Raw genomic sequence first — 19,108 nt, 5'->3', positions numbered from 1 at the left:
CAAAAGGAATAAGTATACCAAGAGTACTATAGCTTTAGTACAAGAAGATGCTGGCTGTCCATTTTAGATAAATCTGTTCGTGAAAGTTTAGAGCCCTTTTTGTACTATTGCTATAGTCCCACAGTACAGACTACATTACCGGCAGTGAAAATTATACCTCGCCTGTCCGTGCTGCAGGGGGAGAAGTGGGAGGAGCAGGGGTAGAAAGTAAAATATTAAAATATTAATTTCAGTAGAAACAGTAGGGGGGAATACTCTGTTTAGTGACTTTATGGTTTGTTTCAACTCTACGACAAGGATCGGGTGCTTACTTCGTGCACCAGTCCAAAGCTTCATCTTATGAAAAAAATAGTACTTGCATTTCTTACACTATCATCAACTGCTCTTGCCCAAAATCCAATCAGTGAACCGGCGGCCGATGCACAATCCAACATTGACACCCGCAATGATATCCGGTATAACTTTAATCCGTCGGGTACTCATTACATCAAAGCTACCTTTCTGAACCAGACCTGGCTACGCCTCAACAACAGCAATCCGGGTACTACCGTGATGGGTGACCCACGTGACCAGGCCTTTGATATCGGTCTTCGCCGTACCCGCCTGCAGCTATTCGGTCAGCTGACCGACCAGGTATTTTTCTATACCCAGTTCGGGATGAACAACTTCAACCGCCTGAATGCCTTCCCCGGTTATAATAGCAATGGTACCCCTAGTAACCGCAAGATTGCCGCCTTCTTTCACGATGCACTGGGCGAATATGAAGTCTACCGCAGAGGTACCAATTTTGTTCGATTTGGAGGAGGACTGACTATTGTAGGGGGCTTGTCACGATTTTCGCAGCCCAGTATCGGCTCTATCCTGACTATGGATGTACCTGTATTTGCACAGTCAACCGTAGACCAGACCGATGAGTTTGCCCGGAAGTTGAGCGTGTATACCCGCGGACAGATAGGGAAACTGAACTACCGTATAGCCGTTTCGGATCCATTTCCCATCGAAACCAACGGAGCAGTACCTCCGGCTCTAGGTACCAATTCAACCTTTGCCATGCGTAACCACCGTAAGCAGTTTAACGGACTGTTTATTTATAATTTCTTTGACACCGAAGACAATACTACTCCCGGGTATATGACAGGTACTTACCTGGGCCGCCGTAAGGTACTTAACCTGGAAGTCGGATTTATCAATCAGAAAAATGCGACCTGGCGCAGAGAGGGAGCGGATACTACCTATAATAGTCTGAATCTGTGGTCGGTGGCCGGCTACCTGGATATGCCTCTGGACCGGGCGAAGGGTACGGCGGTATCGTCCTATCTGGGCTATTTTAGTACCGACTACGGGCAAGGGTACCTGCGCTACAATGGCCTCATGAATCCCGCCAGTGGTACTACGCAACCGCTGCCGGGCGTAGGTGGTACTCAGGGCAATGCCTTTCCAATGTTTGGAACCGGTAACGTTATATATGTACAGGCCGGGTATAAGTTCCGGGATGGGTTGCTGGGTGAGCAGGGGACACTACTCCCTTACGCCTCTCTACAGCATGCTACCTATGATCGTCTGGAAGGTGGTATGAACGTATGGAACGTAGGTATGAACTGGCTTATTAAAGGCCACACGGCCAAAATGTCTCTGAATTACGAGAATCGCCCCGTCTATCGGGCTAGTACTACGGCCAATCTGCTGTCGCCTTCCAGTCGCCGGGGAGCCTGGGTACTGCAGTATCAGATATCAATCTAGTAAGAAATCAGTACTGATTACTAATATAAATATAGCAGAGGCTGCCTCAGTGAGGCAGCCTCTGCTGTTGTATACCCTACAAAAATATTAAAACTCGATCTGTCCTCGGATCTCACCACCCGGGTAGGTAGGGGTATGGATGTTGAAGTAGTACAGGCCATTCAGCAGCTCTGTTTCCTTGATTTTGACCCCGTCGACCAGTACTGAATTAGAAACGGCGCCTGAGGTAGCAGCAGGTAGCAGAGCGGTAAAGTCATGCTGAACCCCTGCATTCACACCTCTGGGGGCTGTACCATGAATATGCGAGCCAACCGGATTTCCGGTAAGGTCCCTCCACGTAATGAAGTAGCTCAGTAGTTTCGTATTCTTGTTGTATATGACGTCCACACTGCCGGTTGCCGGAGTAACCCTTGGCGGTACCTCCTGCGATCCTTCAACCGGGAGCCCCATCTTCACGACCATAAAAGGTTGGTCATAGAATTCGATTTGTCCCCTGATCTCACCGCCCGGATTGGCAGCTGTGTGGATATTGAAGTAGTACAACCCATTGAGTAGATCTTCTTGCTTGAGCATATTCCCATCTACCTGTACCGAATGGGTGAAGGTACCCGATGTGGTCTTGGGAAGCATGGCTGTGAAATCGTACAGAATTCCGGCATTGCTCCCCCGGGCGGCCTTGCCATGGATATGAGATCCGGTGGGTATACCCGTCAGGTTGTTCCAGGTGAGGGTGAAGGTTAGCATCCGGGTACCCAGGTCATAATCTACAGTAGCCGTTCCCGTAGCCGGGCTGTTCTTCTGAGGTACTTCCTGTAAGGGACTTAGGGCGAGTCCGGTCTGGGAAACGACATTATCAAACTCATGATCCTTGCATCCCGACAGCAGGCTGATCAGGATGATTACCGACAAAAAAGTGGACAGATTTCTCATCGAGTGATTGGTTAAGTGTGGAAAAAAGTGGTGGATTGGCAAAGGAAAAGAAGCGACTTGTAAGAGTATAAATTTATTAAATAAATAATTGATTACTAGTGGAGTATGCTGTTTGTGGCTAAAAAATATTTTTCGGACACAGCCGAGGCTGCCAAATAGTTGAATACCGGTAAACAAGAAGCCCCCGCCGGTACTCCGGCGGGGGCTTTAATATCTGATTAGTTAACTGATCAGATCAATCTACACGCTCAGGTTCAGGGCACCATTCATATTCCGAACGGCTTCGGCTGACTTTTCGAATGCTGCTTTTTCGGCGTCGCTCAGGCGTAGGTTAATGATTTTCTCCCAGCCGTTGCGTCCGATTACTACAGGTACACCCATACAGATGTCTTTCTGGCCGTACTCGCCGTTCAGCATCACACTGCAGGGTACAATGCGCTTCTGGTTGCGGACAATGCTCTCTACGATCATAGCTGAGGCAGCACCTGGCGCATACCAGGCCGAAGTACCGATGAGCTTGGTAAGAGTAGCGCCACCTACCATGGTATCAGCGGCAACTTTTTCCAGCTTTTCGGCCGACAGGAAGCGGCTTACCGGAATACCGTTGTAAGTAGCCAGGCGAGTCAGTGGGATCATGGTTGTATCACCGTGTCCACCGATTACCATACCGTGGATGTCGTTAGGCGACACGTCCATTTCCAGCGCCAGGTAGGTCTTGAAGCGGGCACTGTCCAGCGCTCCGCCCATACCAATGATACGCTTCTTGGGAATACCTGATTCTTTCAGCGCCAGATACGTCATGGTATCCATTGGGTTGGATACTACCAGGATAATGGCCTTGGGTGAATATTTCAGGATATTTTCGGTCACTGATTTTACAATTCCGGCATTGATTCCGATTAGTTCTTCGCGGGTCATACCAGGCTTGCGGGGCAGACCAGATGTGATCACGACTACATCCGAACCTTTGGTTTTTTCGTAATCATTAGTAGAACCAATGGGTTTGGTATTAAAGCCCAGCAGAGCAGCGGTCTGGTACATGTCCAGTGATTTGCCTTCGCTGACACCTTCTTTAATATCCAATAGAACTACTTCCTCAGCCAACTCACGACGAATGATGTTATCGGCAGTGGTCGCCCCCACGGCACCAGCCCCTACTACAGTTATTTTCATGTTAAGTGATTTGTAAGAAGTTAAAAGTTAGAAATATTCCATTTTGTCCAAAAATAGGACACTTTATTTGTTTTAGGCATAGATAGGGATTTTTTTTGAAAGGAAATTGTTTGCATAAGAGGGAGATGCAATTTTTATTTAAAAATCATAGTTATATACCTAAACCTAAATTCTTTCCTTATTACACACCATGGCAAATAGCTCACTCATTACTCGCGTTTTACGTTCTATTTTTTTTAGTAAGGCCCTGGGGAAGGCTGGTCGTTTAAGTAAAAACAAGGCAGCGCTGCTCCTGTTGGTACAGCAGGTACTACAGAAGTCAAACCAAAAGGGGATGCGCAACGGCCTTACTGATGTAATTGATCAGCTCCAGTTGCTGGTCCGAATGGTTCGGTCGTATGCCAGTGGTGAATACCGGGGTATTGCTACCAGTAGTTTTGTGAAGGTAGTGGCCTCTTTAATTTATTTCGTATCGCCCATTGACCTGATCCCTGACTTTCTGCCAATCATCGGTATAGCGGATGACCTGGCACTGCTAGGCTGGCTATTCAAGACACTGGGCGGAGAAATCCAAAAGTTCAGCGCTTGGGAGAAGCAGAAGCAGGTCATTAATATTGGATAAATGTTTAAAAATTCTTTCATCCTAAGAAAGAATCCCTAAATTTGTAATCATAATAAAACAACAATAAGCATGGAATTCGTATCGATTTTGGCATTTATGGGATTGGGAGGACAGGAGATATTCCTGGTAGCCTTGTTCATTCTTTTGTTCTTCGGCGCCAAGAAGATTCCTGAACTGATGCGTGGTCTGGGCCAGGGCATTAAGGAGTTCAAGAGTGCTACTAAAGATGTAAAAGAGAATATCGAGAAGAGCATCGAGGACTCACCTGCTAACTAATCACCCTGCAGGGTACCTATAGCCACTTACCTTAAGGTATTAAATCTTATTTAAAGGAGCCGTTTTTCGTAGACCAACTAAGAACGGCTCTTAGTTTTTTTGTGTAACCTTTCAACCTGTCTGAATTTGAAAGAGTACCTGACGCTGGCTGATATACAGCACGATCTGCGTGCAGGAATTACTACCTGTGAAGAATTAGTAGGGCACTACCTCGCCCGAATCGAGTCTAACCGTCATCTCAATGCATTTGTAGAAGTATATGCTGACGAGGCGCTGTCAAGAGCCCGTGAAGTAGATGCCCGTATCCACGAAGACCGGGCCGGCAGGCTAGCCGGAATGGTACTGGGCGTTAAGGATGTACTTTGCCATGCGGGGCATGGAGTGCAGGCGGGAAGCCACATACTGGACGGTTATAATTCTCCTTTTACGGCTACGGCTGTACAACGTGTACTGGATGAAGATGCCATCGTCATTGGTCGTCAGAACTGTGACGAGTTTGCGATGGGCTCATCCAATGAAAGCTCCTACTTTGGTCCCGTTCGTAATGCTGCTGACCCGGATCGCGTACCCGGCGGCTCGTCGGGGGGCTCTGCCGCTGCCGTACAGGCTGGCTTATGCCACGCTTCGCTCGGGAGTGATACCGGAGGGTCCGTACGCCAGCCTGCTGCATTCTGTAATGTGGTAGGTCTTAAGCCTTCTTACGGGCGTATCTCGCGCTGGGGACTACTTGCTTATGCTTCTTCTTTTGACTGTGTTGGTCCCATCACTAAGAGTGTAGAGGATGCCGCTTTACTTCTGGAAGTAATGGCCGGGCCCGATGAATACGATAGTACTGTTTCTACCCGGGAAGTACCTGCTTATAGTCAACAACTCGAGTGGAAGGGTACCGCCCGCATCGGATACCTGCGCGAGGCTATCGAAAGTGAAGCCGTAGAGCCTGCCATTCGCGAGCGAACCAGTATGCTGCTGGATCAGCTTCGGGAGCAGGGCCACGTGGTAGAGCCTATCGAAATGCCCCTTCTTCACTACTACCTGCCTACCTACTACATACTGACTACGGCCGAAGCCAGCTCAAACCTATCCCGGTTTGATGGGGTACGCTATGGCCACCGGAGTACCGAAGCCAAAGATCTGGAAAGCCTGTACAAGAAGTCCCGTACTGAAGGGTTTGGGGACGAAGTACGCCGACGTATACTGCTGGGGACATTTGTTTTAAGCGCAAATTACTACGATGCATACTATACGAAGGCGCAACGCGTTAGAAAGTTAATAAAGGAGGAAACTGAACGGTTACTTACCCAGTACGATTTTCTAGTTTCACCCGTAACTCCCACTACGGCGTTTCGTCTGGGTGAGAAGATGGATGATCCCCTGCAAATGTACCTGGCGGATATATTCACAGTACAAGCCAATGTAGTAGGGGCTCCTGCCATATCAGTACCTAATGGTACAGATGCTGCCGGACTACCCATCGGATTTCAGTTGATGTCCCGGCCCTTCGCGGAGGAGCATCTGCTGGCCTTCTCTAACTACCTGATGGACTTGATCAACGCTGCTGAAAATGCATAAGAAGAGTTGACTATTAATAAATTATTTCATAAACTAGTAACCAAAACTCATCCGTAACCTCTACACTGATGCAAATCTTTAAGCGAGTACTATGGCTCTCAGCCATTACGGTGGGCTTGTGGAATGTTCCTACGCAGGCAAGACCCCAACAAGAAGAGTTAGAATTTGAGCCAGATACGATTGGTGTTCTTGATGAAATCAATACGCTGGACGTGGAAGAAATCGGCGACAGGCCCGCTATCCCGGGAGACCTCCTGCGCGAGCGCTTCGCTAAACTCCAGAGAGAAATACCGCTAGTTTATCATAAAGCTTCCCACGAATTTGTAGAATACTTTATCTATACAAAGCCGCATTTTACCCGGCGCATGATGGAGCACTCGCCTCTGTACCTGCCCCTGTTTGAGCAATATCTGAAGAAATACAATCTGCCAACCGAGCTTAAGTACCTGTCAATGATTGAGTCCGGCCTGAATCCACGGATCATATCGTATGCCAGTGCGGGAGGCCTTTGGCAGTTTATGCCCGCTACAGGTCGTGAATTTGGCCTGTATCAGGATAAGAATATTGACGAACGCTTTGACCCTGTAAAGTCTACCGAAGCCGCCTGTAAGTACCTGCGTCAGTTGTACCGTATTTTTGGTGACTGGGAAATGGCGCTTGCTTCGTATAATACCGGTCCCGGTAACGTTAGGCGTGCGATGCGCCGCTCGGGTGGTGACTCCTTCTGGACCATCTACGGTGCACTTCCGCAGCAAACCCGCTCTTATGTGCCTCAGTACGTAGCCATTACCTACATGATGCATTACGGCCAGGACCACGGTATTGTGCCTGTTAATCCTGAGTTCCCCATGGCATTTGATACGCTGCATATCAACGGTCATCTGGATCTTACCAAGTTTGCCTACTTCAGTGGGGTAAGCATGGAGGAGATCGTTAAGCTGAATCCTTCGATTATAGGTACCGAAATACCGGGTCATCTCCGAAACTTCATCCTCAAAGTACCGGCTGAAAAATACGCGTACTTCCATACCAACCGGTCGGCGATTATGGACTCGTGCCGTAGTCGGCTCCAGTTACCTGCTGGTGTAATGTTGGCTTCAAATGAAACATCCGTCGAGGAAGGTACTGTGACCTATCAGAAGCGCAAGATGACACACATCGTAAAGCGGGGTGAAAACCTGAATTCGATTGCTAATCGCTATGATGTGGATGTACAGGACATAAAGGGATGGAATCGCCTTCGTAAGAGTACTATCCTGCGTGGACAGAAACTGGTTGTGTACCGTGAAGTAGCGGTGAAGACACCTGTTAAGGTTGTGCTGGCGTCTACAAAGACACCTGCCGCTACAACCAGTGTTACAACTACGACTACTCAGGTAAGTGAAGAAGCTCTTGCAGCCAATACTGATGTACAGGAAGAAGAAGTAGAAGAAGCCCTGGCTCCTAAAACTACTACAACTATTCAGAAGCGTAAGCTGACGCATGTTGTAAAATCGGGAGATAACCTGATAGCTATTGCGAAGCGGTATAAGGTGGATGTGAGCGACGTAAAAGAGTGGAACCGCTTATCAAGAAGCTCTATTCAGCGTGGACAGAAGCTGGTGATCTATAAGGAAGATATTGTGAAAGCGCCGGCAAAAGCTACACTGGTAGCTTCCAATACATCTGCTCCTGCTAAGCCAGGTAAAGAAGCACAGGTATCTGCTGATGAAGTGGAAGATGAAGAGTCGGAAGTGGTAGCTAGTGCTCAGAGTACTTCTGCTGTAGCCAAAAATCGTAAAACCACGCATCAGGTAAAATCTGGAGATAATCTCTTCACTATTGCAAAACGCTACAATGTAGAGGTTAGCGATCTGAAAGAATGGAATCGACTAAGAAGTAGCAGCATTCAGCGTGGGCAGAAACTGGTAATCTATGGTGAGGGATCTGAGGTAGCTACCGTTGCTGCTGCCAAAGAGAAAGGTACCAAAGCTCAGAAAGCTATCAAGCTGCGTTATCATACGGTACAGAACGGCGATACCCTGTGGAATCTCTCTCAGCAGTATGGCCTGACCATCGACCAGATCAAGAAAGCCAACAATATCCGGGGCAACTCACTCAAGCCTGGTCAAAAGCTGATTATCAATACCTAATTTCAATAAGACCGGAATCAAGCCTCACCCACACAACCTTTTGCGAAGGTTTTGTGGGTGATTGCTTTAGTAGCTATCTTGCATCGAAAAACCCCCCATACCATGATTGCCTACGTTGAAGGAAAACTTGCTCACAAAGATCCGGCTTACGCTATTGTTGATACTCAGGGAGTTGGATACGAAGTGAAGATCTCGCTGCAGACTTTCGGCGCTTTGCCCGAGCCTGGCATGCGATGCAAGTTGTTTACTTATCTCAGTATCCGGGAAGATGCACACGTACTGTTCGGCTTTGCTGAGCCGGACGAGAAACACTTGTTCCTGGATCTGGTTGGGGTATCGGGAGTGGGGCCTTCAACCGCCCTGGTGATGCTCTCTTCGCTATCCTCCTCCGAGATACGTCACGCTATCGCGAATGAAGATGTGCGGGTGGTACAGTCAATCAAAGGGATTGGTGCCAAAACCGCCCAACGGGTTATTCTGGAGCTGAAAGACAAAATGAGAAAAGAGTCTCTGACTGCACCGGTACCACTTATGGGAGGTGCCTCAGGTAATCAGGTACGCAATGAAGCTCTGGCCGCTCTGGTGACGCTCGGTATACCTAAGCCTACTGCCGAGAAAAGTATTGATACTATTCTAAAACGAGAAGGAGACGACATCACGGTAGAGCAGTTGATCAAGCTGGCTCTTCGCTAGGCACTTCACCGAAAAAAATACTTGTACATAGAATATTGGCAAGGTTTTAGCCGTTGTGTCTTAGCATAAGCAAGGTTAGTAAAACCGCCCCCTCAATTAAGTGTGATAGGCTTTGTCAGGAACAATTTACCAACTAATTTTCCGGTCAGTAACCGTATCGGCTGGAGCGTTGCTATTGGCAACAGCTTCAACTGACTATGTACCTGTCAAGGATCCCGATAGTCAGTTTGTGACGTACTGGAAAGATACTCTGGAAGATGATCCAGCCGGAGATTCCCTGAAGCGTTCGGGCCGTCAGACTATACTACGCTGGCAGGACTACTACCGTAACCGATTCGCTGAGCCGCGTCCCCGTTCTCCTTTCTACCTGAAAGAACCTCCAAACGTACGTACAGATATCAGGTTGGATACAACCGGACGAGTGGTAGTATCCGAAGAGGTAAAAACACCAACGGGCTCCCTTGATTACCGACCCGCCGAGAGTATGGATCTGCGCTCCTACAATGAGCTGCAGAACCGACGTGTGATGCAGAGCCTGATGCGGGAATATGCTGCCCGTCAGGATGGCAAAAGTGCCATGGGGGGGAGAGGAGTACTACCCAAGCTGGATCTGCCTCCAGCCCTGGATAAGCTGTTCGGGAGCGATTTGATGGACTTCCGCCCGAATGGGTTTGTCGCGCTTGACTTTGGTGTCATGCACCAGTTCATTGATAATCCGGCGGTACCGGTGAGGCAGCGGCGCAATACCAACTTTATCTTCAATGAGCAGATCAATATAAACTTTAATGCAAAGCTGGGCGATCGGATGGGGTTCCTGACGAACTTCGATACCAAGGCCAGCTTTAATTTTGAAAATGCCCTCAGACTCAACTATAAAGCCCCCGAAGAAAGTCTGGTTCGCCGGCTCGAAGCCGGTAATATCAGCTGGCCGCTGAATAGTCAGCTGATACCTGGGGTGCAAAACCTGTTTGGTCTGAAGACAGAGTTGCAACTGGGACGCCTGCGGGCTACGGTGGTGGCGTCGCAGCAGCGCTCCCGTAAGGAACGTATTGTATTACGCGGAGGAGCCCAAACAAAAGACTTCGAGATCAGGGTAGATAACTACGACGAAAACCGGCATTTCTTCCTGTCGCAGTACTTCCGTAATAACTACGAAGGCGCCCTCAAGAACCTGCCGATGATCACCTCCGGAGTGACCATTACACGTCTGGAAGTATACGTTACCAACCGGACTACTACTACCGAGTCCTTGCGGAACATTGCCGGTTTTGCTGATCTGGCCGAGCCGCGTCCCCACAACGCTGCCAATCCTAACCTTCAGCCCGTTAATCCTCGCCTGCCCGCTGATAACCAGGCTAATGGATTATATCCCAATCTGACCAATACAGAAGCCTTCCGGCAGGTCGACCAGACTACCTTCGAGCTGACCAACCGGCTGGGACTGCAGAAAAGCATAGATTTTGAAGTACTACGAGGTGCCAAGAAGCTGATCCTGGACCGGGAGTACAAGTTTCACCCCCAGTTGGGCTATATCTCTCTGACGGTACCGCTGCGCAATGATGAGGTACTGGCCGTCGCCTACGAGTATACCCTCAATGGCCGGACCTATAAGGTAGGTGAACTTACCGAAGATTATCAGAATCGTCAGGATGATGAAGTGATTGCTTTGAAACTACTCAAATCATCAACCATCCGTAACAACACACAGCTGCCGATGTGGGACCTGATGATGAAGAACGTATACGCGTTAGGTACTAACCAGATAGACCGGCAGAACTTCCAGTTGCGTATTATCTACAAAGATGACCTCACCGGTATAGATAATCCTAATCTGCAGGAAGGACGGCTCCTGCAGAATCGGCCACTGCTTCGTCTGGTAGGACTGGACCGGCTGAACCCCGTCAACGACCTGCAGCCGGACGGTAACTTTGACTACGTAGAGGGAGTGACCATCGACCCTCGCACGGGGCGTATATTCTTCCCGGTGCTGGAGCCGTTTGGCTCTAACCTGGCGCAGTACTTTGGTCCGGATGAAGAGACTCTGAAAGACAAGTACGTGTTTCAGGAGCTCTACAACACTACCATGATTGATGCGCAGCAGATCAACGAAAAGAACAAGTACTACCTCAAAGGGGCTTACCAGTCGGCCGGAGGTACTGATGTACAGCTGCCATTTGGTGTATCCGAAGAGTCGGTAACCGTAACGGCGGGAGGCGTGTCACTTTCGCCCGGGCAGGATTTTGTCGTAGAGGCACAGATCGGGCGGGTACGTCTGGTGAATCCCAGTGTACTCAACTCGGGCCGTGAGATCGTGATCGAGTTTGAGCGTCCTGATATGTTCAATAACCAGATCCGGACCCTGTTGGGTACCCGGATGGATTATGTAGTAAACAACGACATCAGCCTGGGTATGACGGCCATGCGCCACCGCGAAACCCCCGCCGGGTTCCTGACACGGGTAGCGATTGGTAATGAACCTACTAATAATACTATAGTTGGGTTTGATGCCAATATCCGTAAGGAATCACCCTTCCTGACCAAGTTGCTCGATAAGCTGCCCCTGCTGCAGACCAAGGAAATATCCAATATCCAGTTTAGGGGTGAAGTGGCACAGCTATTTCCCGGAGTATCTCCACGGGTCAATAACCGCTCACTGGTTGATGACTTTGAGGCAGCACGTACTATTTATGACCTGACCCGCCAGCCTACCCGCTGGCGCCTGGGAGCTACGCCACCGCAGTTCCCGCAGGGTACACCTACCAGTCCACTCGAGTATGGGTACCGTCGGGCCCGGATATCGGCCTATACCGTTGATAATATCTTTGGTACCAATGGTTTTGGGTTAGGACGGCAGCGTCCGACCAATATTACTCCGGAAGATTTAGATAACTACTACGAAAAGCTGTTCCGTCCACAGGACCTCTTTCCGGGACGTTCGGTCCCCCCGCTCAACCTGCCGCAGTCAATCTTAGATATAGCGTACTACCCCAGCGAGCGCGGGATGTACAACTACAATCCGGACCTGGACCCTAACGGTCGGCTCAAAGAAGCCAAGCGTAACTTTGGAGCCATCAGCCGGGCTATTACCTCGGATATAGATTTTGATAATGCCAATATCGAGAACATTGAGTTCTGGATGATGGACCCTTTTATGGAGGGCAAAAATGGCATTGTGCGGGATGGATTCCTGAACCAGAACAATAACACGGGTGGTAAGCTGGTCTTTAACCTGGGAGATGTTTCGGAAGATGTTATTCCGGATGGGCGCTACAACTTTGAGAATGGGTTGCCTATCAGTGATACCCGTGCCGGTACACAGGTAGACTCTACGGCCTGGGGTATCGTTACCAGGCAGCAGTATCTGATCAATGCGTTCAGCAACGAGCCGGGTGCCCGTGAGAAGCAGGATGTAGGTCTGGATGGGTTGAGTAATGCGGAAGAGCGTCGCTACTTCCGGGAGCGCTTCCTAGACCGTCTGCCTGCTAATCTTACCGCCGAAGCCCGGGATCGTATCCTGGCGGACCCTTCCGGTGACGACTTCCAGTTTTATCTGGGTGAGGAGCTGGATGCGCAGGATAGGAAGATTCTGGAGCGCTACAAGTACTACAGTGGTATGGAAGGCAACTCGCCCGAAAGCAACAACCGGGCTGAAGATGTAACGCCTGCCGCTACCAATATACCCGATGCGGAAGACCTTAATATTGATAATACCATCAATGACAACGAGGCCTTCTACGAATATGAAGTTGATCTAAAGCCGGGTGGACTCGATATTGGCAAGGGTTTTATCGTAGATAAGACAGTAGCTGACGGGGCCAACTGGTACCTGTTCCGGGTACCGGTGAAGGAGTTTACCCGTAAGTTTGGTAATATCAATGGCTTTAAGTCTATACGTTTTGTGAGGATGTACCTGACGGAGTTTGAGCAGCCGGTGGTACTGCGTTTTGCTCAGCTGCAGATGGTAGGTCAGCAGTACCGTAAGTATACGTCTGATCTGGATGCTCCCGGGCTGCAGGAGGTACCTGAGCCGTACGATGCGAAGTTTACCGTAGGTACCGTAAGTATTGAGGAAAATAGCCAGGCTAATAATGCCGAGAAGAAGTACCTCTACGCCGTACCTCCGGGCTGGCAACGCGACCAGGACTTTACGCAGCCACAAGGCAATTTCCAGCTCAATGAGCAGGCCATGAGCCTTTGTGTCACTGAGCTTCGCGACGGCGACTCACGGGCAGTATTTAAGAATGTAAACCTGGACCTGCAGTTCCGTAAGCGTCTGCGCATGTACATTCACATGCACAATAATGACAACGAGGGGGGCCAGGTAAGTGCCTTCCTGCGCTTGGGTACTGATAACACACAGAACTACTACGAGATAGAGGTCTCCAATCTGCAGGCTACCCCTGAGAATGTAGGCCAGCCGGAAGCCGTATGGCCGCTGGAAAATGAACTGGATATTGCTTTTGAAGAACTGATCCGGGCGAAGTCGGAGCGTAATAAAGCCAGCAACCGGGCCATCTCGCTCCCCTATACGATCACGACCACCGACGGCCGCTATAAAGTAACGGTAGTAGGTAACCCTGACCTGAGCGCCGTGCGGGTGATCATGATCGGGATGCGAAACCCTAAGACTCCGGACGAACGCTCCAAAGATTACTGTATCTGGGTGAATGAGATGCACGTAGAAGGCTACGACCAGACAGCCGGGCAGGCTGCCATCGCGCAGCTAAACGCTAAGCTGGCCGACTTCGCTACCGTAACGGCATCCGGACGTATCGAAACCTTTGGCTTTGGTAACGTACAGCAGAAGATTGGTGAGCGTTCAAGAGCAACTACTACCGAGTTTGGTATTTCGTCCAACATAGCCCTGGATAAGCTGTTGCCGCAGCAGTGGGGCTTCAGCATACCTATGTACGTCAACTACGACAGTCGCCGTATTGCTCCGCACTTTAACCCGCTTGATCCGGATATGCCTCTGTCTACGACGCTGGATAATCTGGATAACTCCGGGGCGAGAGAGCGCTACCGCCGGCTTGTCGAAGATAATACCGTACGCAGAGGGATCAACCTATCCAATGTACGTAAGGTGAAAACCGCACCTGGAGCCAAGAGTCGTTTTTATGACTTTGAGAACCTGTCATTTACCTACGCGTACAGCGACCTGACCCGTACCAACATCCTGACGGAGATGTACTCGCAGCGGATGTACCGGGCGGGAGTAGCCTATTCGTACGCCAGCCAGCCTAAAGCCATCGAGCCTTTCCGGAAGTGGGAGACCAATAGCCGGTACCTCGGCTTCCTCAAGGAGTTCAACTTCACTCCGCTGCCTACCTCAGTGGCTATACGGAGTGATATTGACCGAAGCTTTACCAAAACCCAGCTTCGCAATTCGGAACTTACTACGGCCGGTATTGAACCTATGTTTGAGAAGTACTTCTGGTTCAACCGCTACTACGATGTAACCTGGAACCTGACCCGTAACATCATCCTAACGTACAATACCGTAGCCAATGCCATTGTGGATGAGCCACGCGGAGATATTAATACCGAGCTGAAGCAGGACTCGCTCTGGAATAACTTCAAGACGCTCGGGCGGCTCAAGAACTTTGACCAGCGGATACGACTGACTTACCGCCTGCCGCTTGATAAACTGCCGCTGACCGACTGGATGGCCGCTGACTACAACCATACCATCGCGTACCAGTTCCAGGCTAATGCCCTGGGCCTTACCGACTCACTCGGTACTCCTTTTGGTAATATCATCCGCAACAGCCGCGAACGGGGTATTACCGGCCGGGTTGATTTTGTTGCGCTTTACAACAAGCTCAAGTACCTGCGATTTGCCAACTCACCCTCGGCTCCGCGTAAGAACTTCGCCCGTAGCCCGGGTGATATTGAAGAGGTAGAGCAGAGGAGTAGTCAGGTGCTTAAGAACGTCACACGGGTGCTGATGACCGTGCGGGGTATTAATGTCAGCTATACGATACTGGAAACTACCGCCCTGCCCGGCTACCTGCGCACGCCTACCTACTTCGGTCTGGACAACGCCAATGCGCCGGGGCTACCTTTTGTGCTGGGTAGTCAGGACCGAAGTATTCACGTAAAGGCAGCTAACAATGGCTGGATTACGCCGAGTACGGTACTAAACCAGCCCTTCCAGCAGACTGTGCAGAAGAACTTTAATATGCGAACGACCCTGGAGCCTTTCAAGGATTTCCGGATGCAGATCGAGGCCCGCCTGACCCGTCAGGACGCTTACCAGGAGTTTTATCGTCCGGAGTTTGCCGGAGGGCAGTTTATCAGCCAGAGCGCGGTGCGCAACGGACAGTTCAGTATGTCGTTTATGTCATTCCGGACGGCCTTTACCAAGATGAACCGTGATAATTCATCACCTGTATTCGATAAGTTCAGAGCGTACCGTGAGATCCTTCGGGAACGCCTTAACCGTGAGAACGGCAGCAACGGCGAGTACAACGAGAACTCGCAGGATGTACTTATTCCGGCCTTCTTTGCGGCCTATACCGGCAAAGATCCCAACACGGTACGTATCTCGCCGTTCCTGGGCTTCCCGATGCCCAACTGGCGTATTGATTACAACGGTCTGTCGCAGCTGGCGCCATTCAAGAAGCTGTTTAGCTCCTTTACACTGACGCACAACTACGTATCTACGTACAGTGTAGGTAACTTTACTTCATCACTCGACTACGAAGCCTTGTACGTCAATCTGGCGGTGACGGGATATCCACTGTCGAGCCGGACCAACTACCTGGGACAATACGTGCCGGTATTTGTGATGAGTACTATTACGATGTCAGAGAAGTTCGCGCCGCTGGTAGGTATCAACTTCCGGACGCAAAGCCGCATCACCGGACGCCTTGACTATAACCGTGACCGTACCGTAGCGCTGAACCTGTCGAACGCGCAGGTAGCGGAGCTATTCAACCAGGATCTGACGCTAAGCATTGGTTTCACCAAGAATAACGTACCAATACCGTTTAAGATAAACGGAGCCAAGCGCAAGCTCAAGAATGACCTGACGGTACAAATTGGGATGTCGTTCCGTGATACGAGGGCCATCCAGCGTAAGTTTGACGGACAGAATATTCCCATTGCCGGAAACATCAACTTCCAGCTAAGGCCTACTGTCAACTATGTGGTGAATAACCGTCTGAGTATGCAGTTCTACTTTGACCGTACCTTCAACGATCCGCTGGTATCGAATTCGTTCTACCGATCTACCACGTCAGGAGGGGTACAGCTGAAGTTCAATCTGGCGGAGTAGGGGCAGTGACCAGTGACCAGTTATCAATGACCAGTGACCGTGGAGAATTAGAATTTAAGACAGTGGCGGAAGCTGTTGTTACCGTATAAAGTACCAGTACCCAGGTAGTACGATAATGCCCACAATGGGCTATGCTCATCCTACTCATCATGAAAAAAGGCCGGGTCCCATCAGACCCGGCCTTTGCTTTTATATTCTCTTGTATACGCTACATAGGCTCTTTGGAAATATATAGTGTTCCGTACGCATCGTCACAGTAGGTAAGGTCGGCTCCACTCTCACATACCGGTGCCGAGGCACATATATACAGTCGTGATTGCTTGTCACAGTAGAGGCTGCTTAGCTGATGTTTCTGGGGAAGGTTGATTTCCTTACCCGTAGAGGAGATAATACCAGCCGTTTCTATATAGGTAGCATCCTGGTACTTTACCTCCTTGTAGTTGATGGCGTACTCCGTGCCGGAGCCTGACAGTACCCGGTTCAAAGGTACCTTCACACTGTCATAATTATACCGTTGCTTATACGGCAGCCAGTTTGCCCCCTGATCAAGGCTGTAAAAGGAGGGGAGCATAGCATAGCTTCTGTTTGCAATGGTATTGGCTCCTTCGGTTCTTTTTGTGCTAAGTACGATCAGCGTATCACCCTTTTCCATAAAGCCGAACAGGCCCACCTTGTCCTTGTAGTTGGCTATGCGCCAGGTCTTCCCTCTGTCGCTGGTTGTGTATATTCGGGGGCCGGTCGTGATTACAAGCGTCCCGTCCAGGCTACCGTGTACCGCCTCAATAGGACGTGCATCGGGGGCTGTAAGTACATACCAGTCAGAGGTCTCGGCAACGATCGTATCGTCTAGGGGACCGACGCAAGCTGCGAGCAAAAGCATCAGTAAGCCTGACAGTGTAGAAATCTTCATGGTAGTAACTAGTTATGGATTCAAGAAAGAAGTGAAATCTAGCTAGTCTCTGCTTCAGGTTATTCTAATGAGGCATTATGAAATCATTAATAATTCTCCTCTGATTTTATATGAAGATAACTTACTTTTCTGCAAACATTGAATAAGGAGAGGGGTGGAGTAGTACTCTTCCCCTCTGGTCTTCAGTACTCTTCAGGACCGACAGTTGCTGGTACAGAAGTGACAGTGGATAACGATCTGCAAGTAGTTCATCGGAGCAGGACCGTGAACTACCAAAAGCAAAGAAGGGGTAAATAAACCAGCATGAGTCTGTACTTTTTGTGTCTTTAGGGAGTACCCATTTCCCCTCAGTCTCATAAATGTTCTTGTATACCGCTTCGGTTGCAGATCTATTAAGATTCCCCTGAGTATATATGCTATCAATCTCACCCTGACTGTTTACACGGAAGTAAAACATTGATACCTGAATTTTGCAGCGATCAACAGTCCCAACATCAGTACCTTTTGCCCAAAAATGACTCAATTCATTGTAATACTGCAACCAGATAGCCTCCGGACCTAGTGGAATTCTGAAGTCAGGTCGCCAGTTTTGGGCATAGCTGGGGATCGAAAGGCTAAGAAGAAGTAGGGATAAAAGCATAGGTCAGCGTATACCTAGGGCTATACGTGATGTGGATAAAGGTACTATCATGAATCTAAGTTTGGTTGCGGCAACTTAGTCAATGTAGTATAAAAGACAATATGGCTCTGACGAGCAGATTGATGGGCGATGTTGAGAAAGTCAGGTAGTATGTACCGCTGGTATTGCTGGCTATACTACTGAATATGGATTACTGATTCTGGTACCCACACAGTAAGGCCTCCGAAACATGTCTTGTATACACAAGTAAGCTACGGAGGCCTTTTATAGTTGAAGTAAAAGCTTAGTTATAGTCTTAGATCTTCCTCACCCTGATGTTTTTGAAATAGACCCGTTGTCCATGGTGCTGGAACATGATGTGGCCTTCTTTGTCCGAGTGATATTCCGGGTTTTCTTTAAACTTACTACTGGTCAGTAAGGCCTGCATTTCAGGGCTATCTTTTTCGAAGTCCAGGACTTTTTTTCCGTTGAGCCAGTGCTCTACATGGCCGTTGTTATGGATGAGCCGCGCCTGATTATATTCCCCGATCGGCTTCAGTTGCTTATTCGTAGGGACAATCAGGTCATACAGTGACCCGGCCGACCGGACGGCGGCGGTATCATTGAAGTACTTGTCATCCAGAATCTGTATTTCGAAGTTATCAAGCCAGTTAGGACTATTGCCGTTTCCCGCTTCCATTGCCAGGTCTTCCTGTACATGGAAAAATATACCGGAGTTAGCGGCCGTATCAACCGCCCATTCGTATTCCAGTTCGAAGTTTTCGTACCTGCTTTTGGTAACCAGATCCCGATTCGCTGTATCTGGGTTGGCTATCAGGGCGCCATTTTCAACATACCAGACTCCCTCCGGAAATGTATCGATACCGTATCCACGTAAAGCATCAGTATTGGTACCATCAAATAGGGTTTCCCATTTCTCTTCTTCCTGATCAGCAGTTTCAGAGGTGTTGTTACAGGCTACCACAAACAGGAGGGAAGCGGCAAAGAGTACTACTTTATTCATGAGGTTTTAATAGAAATTTTTTTAGAGCAGAAAAGTTGACTCCATAGGGAGCATATACTACCTAAGAAGCCAGAGCCGCTCTAGAAATACTTCTTAGATTAGCCATGGAGCCTCAAAATAGGCTTCAATTACTAACAGAAA

General features: G+C 49.3%; 11 protein-coding genes. 7 read left to right on the top strand and 4 right to left on the bottom strand.

What is annotated here, in order from left to right:
* Positions 1-339 precede the first annotated feature (339 nt).
* Entirely contained in the window at positions 340-1,740 is a 1,401-nt protein-coding gene (locus tag JUB14_RS23910) for a hypothetical protein (protein WP_207509375.1), read from the top strand.
* Between the two features lie 87 nt (positions 1,741-1,827).
* Here the strand turns inward: JUB14_RS23910 and JUB14_RS23905 are convergent, their stop codons facing one another.
* Positions 1,828-2,670: a CHRD domain-containing protein gene (locus JUB14_RS23905; protein WP_207509374.1), complete on the bottom strand. Its 843-nt coding sequence runs from the start codon at positions 2,668-2,670 to the stop codon at positions 1,828-1,830.
* Positions 2,671-2,910: 240 nt separating this feature from the next.
* Complete coding sequence (mdh, locus tag JUB14_RS23900) at positions 2,911-3,843, bottom strand: malate dehydrogenase (protein ID WP_207509373.1); 933 nt, start codon at positions 3,841-3,843, stop codon at positions 2,911-2,913.
* A gap of 190 nt (positions 3,844-4,033) precedes the next feature.
* Between mdh and JUB14_RS23895 the strand changes: the two genes are divergently transcribed.
* The 6 genes from JUB14_RS23895 to sov all read left to right on the top strand — a co-directional run bounded on the left by JUB14_RS23895 (position 4,034) and on the right by sov (position 16,414).
* Positions 4,034-4,465: a YkvA family protein gene (locus JUB14_RS23895; RefSeq protein WP_207509372.1), complete on the top strand. Its 432-nt coding sequence runs from the start codon at positions 4,034-4,036 to the stop codon at positions 4,463-4,465.
* A gap of 69 nt (positions 4,466-4,534) precedes the next feature.
* Positions 4,535-4,741, top strand: a complete 207-nt coding sequence (locus JUB14_RS23890; RefSeq protein ID WP_207509371.1) for a Sec-independent protein translocase subunit TatA/TatB — start codon at positions 4,535-4,537, stop codon at positions 4,739-4,741.
* A gap of 126 nt (positions 4,742-4,867) precedes the next feature.
* Positions 4,868-6,310 carry an Asp-tRNA(Asn)/Glu-tRNA(Gln) amidotransferase subunit GatA gene (gene gatA, locus JUB14_RS23885; RefSeq protein WP_207509370.1) on the top strand — a complete coding sequence of 481 codons (1,443 nt, stop codon included), beginning with the start codon at positions 4,868-4,870 and terminating at the stop codon, positions 6,308-6,310.
* A 68-nt stretch (positions 6,311-6,378) separates the two neighbouring features.
* Entirely contained in the window at positions 6,379-8,442 is a 2,064-nt protein-coding gene (locus JUB14_RS23880) for a LysM peptidoglycan-binding domain-containing protein (RefSeq protein ID WP_207509369.1), read from the top strand.
* 102 nt (positions 8,443-8,544) lie between these two features.
* Positions 8,545-9,135 (top strand): Holliday junction branch migration protein RuvA, encoded by a 591-nt coding sequence (ruvA, locus tag JUB14_RS23875; RefSeq protein ID WP_207509368.1) that lies wholly within the window; start codon positions 8,545-8,547, stop codon positions 9,133-9,135.
* A 169-nt stretch (positions 9,136-9,304) separates the two neighbouring features.
* Positions 9,305-16,414, top strand: a complete 7,110-nt coding sequence (gene sov / locus JUB14_RS23870) for a T9SS outer membrane translocon Sov/SprA (RefSeq protein WP_229368211.1) — start codon at positions 9,305-9,307, stop codon at positions 16,412-16,414.
* Positions 16,415-16,622: 208 nt separating this feature from the next.
* Here the strand turns inward: sov and JUB14_RS23865 are convergent, their stop codons facing one another.
* The gene (locus JUB14_RS23865) at positions 16,623-17,324 is read right to left on the bottom strand and encodes a beta propeller repeat protein (RefSeq protein WP_207509366.1); all 702 of its coding nucleotides are present in this window, start codon (positions 17,322-17,324) and stop codon (positions 16,623-16,625) included.
* 935 nt (positions 17,325-18,259) lie between these two features.
* Complete coding sequence (locus JUB14_RS23860) at positions 18,260-18,967, bottom strand: 3-keto-disaccharide hydrolase (protein ID WP_207509365.1); 708 nt, start codon at positions 18,965-18,967, stop codon at positions 18,260-18,262.
* Positions 18,968-19,108: the final 141 nt, after the last annotated feature.

The sequence above is a fragment of the Telluribacter humicola genome (genome assembly GCF_017355935.1).
GTDB classification, from domain to species: domain Bacteria; phylum Bacteroidota; class Bacteroidia; order Cytophagales; family Spirosomataceae; genus Telluribacter; species Telluribacter humicola.
This window is presented reverse-complemented; position numbering and strand designations above follow the sequence as displayed.